The sequence below is a fragment of the Stenotrophomonas maltophilia group sp. RNC7 genome (assembly GCF_030910085.1).
GTDB lineage: Bacteria > Pseudomonadota > Gammaproteobacteria > Xanthomonadales > Xanthomonadaceae > Stenotrophomonas > Stenotrophomonas sepilia.
This window is the reverse complement of the sequence record NZ_JAVFVN010000380.1, coordinates 1-1,450: the sequence shown is the minus strand read 5'-3', so window position 1 is coordinate 1,450 and position 1,450 is coordinate 1. Positions and strand designations below refer to the sequence as shown.

Sequence of the window (1,450 nt, the reverse complement as noted above, 5' to 3'; positions counted from 1 at the left end):
TATCCGGAAGTGCCCGCGGCCCTCAAAGGCCTGAAAGAGAAGGGCGCAAGGCTCGCCATTCTCTCCAACGGATCGCCCGCAATGCTGGAATCCGCTGTCCGTTCGGCGGCGCTCGATGTTCTGCTCGACGACGTGGTTTCGGTCGATGAAGTCAGGAAGTACAAGACCGCGCCGGCAGTCTATGAACTCATCACCCTCCACTGGCGGCTTTATCCGTCGGCGATCTCGTTCCAGTCTTCGAACCGTTGGGACGTGGCGGGCGCGGTGCGGTTCGGCATGCGCGGGGTCTGGATCAACCGTTCCAACCAGCCCGACGAATATAAGGAGTTCGCTCCGGCGCTCATTTTGCCAAGCCTCCAACTGCTCGATTGAGTTTTCACTAAAATTTGAACTTGCCGGATTTATCGAAAGCTGGCCGCTGCACCCAAAATTGTGTCGCGGCTGCAACACGAGCCATGCTGGTGGGCCTTCGCCACGATTAGGCCGCATTAAGAACGGGTGTACGCCACAATTTTCGGGCGTTTTCCGTGCAACCAAACACCGGAAACAGCCGTTTCAGGCCGTTTTCACCGCTCACTGCGTATCTGCCACAATTTGGTCGGGTCGCAATTCGTTAACCCTGAATGTGTATCTGTAACTCCTCCCGTCACTAAACTGGTTTTCATATGCAAACGACCCTTACCCGCCGTTCCTTTCTGACGGCAATGACAGCAACAGCGGCCGCCGGCCTGGCCGGTTGCGCTCAGTTGGGGCAGAATGTTCCAATTATCGATGTGGATCAGTCGGGCAACCCGATCAACCGCACCCCGCAGGCCAATGTCGATTCATCCTATGGCGGCTGGGCACAGATGTACGCCGCCGTTGAAGATGGCGGCTTCATGCTTCCGGCAATCCCGATCCAGAAGATGGACAAGCGCTTCCTGCGCCAGGTGGTGCAGGATCCGACAGGCGAACTGCCGGGTACGATCGTCATCGATACGGCCAACCGCTTCTGCTATCTGGTCCTCGAAAACGGCCAGGCAATGCGCTACGGGGTCGGCATAGGCCGCGAAGGCTTTGCATGGTCGGGCCGCGCCGTGATCCAGTACAAGCGCCAGTGGCCGCGCTGGACTCCGCCGGATGAAATGGTCGCCCGCCAGCCGGAACTGGTGCAGTACAGCGCCAAGAATGGCGGCATGGCTCCGGGTCTCAAGAACCCGCTCGGCGCCCGCGCGCTCTATATTTTCCAGGACGGCAAGGACACGCTGTACCGCCTGCACGGCAACCCGGAATGGTGGTCAATCGGCAAGGCAGTTTCCTCGGGCTGCGTGCGCTTCCTGAACCAGGACATCATCGATCTCTATGATCGTGTTCCGGCAAAGGCACCAATTCTGGTGATGTAAGGTTAGGGGAATAGGGCAGTAAGGCAGTAGGGCAATATGTTTGCTTGACTGAAACCTTCTGCCCTATT

2 protein-coding genes are annotated in these 1,450 nt (G+C 58.2%); both read left to right on the top strand.

What is annotated here, in order from left to right; all coding sequences use genetic code 11:
• Window positions 1–372, top strand: a 372-nt coding sequence (locus tag RCF13_RS06685; protein ID WP_308140979.1) for an HAD-IA family hydrolase, incomplete at its 5' end; no start/stop codon positions are given.
• 293 nt (window positions 373–665) lie between these two features.
• A complete protein-coding gene (locus RCF13_RS06680) occupies window positions 666–1,382 on the top strand; it encodes a L,D-transpeptidase (RefSeq protein ID WP_006466316.1) in 717 nt (238 codons plus the stop codon).
• Window positions 1,383–1,450: the final 68 nt, after the last annotated feature.

Bases quoted from the DNA above. Each gene is read 5' to 3' on its own strand.
- RCF13_RS06680 (WP_006466316.1), top strand. From the start codon at position 666: ATGCAAACGACCCTTACCCGCCGTTCCTTTCTGACGGCAATGACAGCA.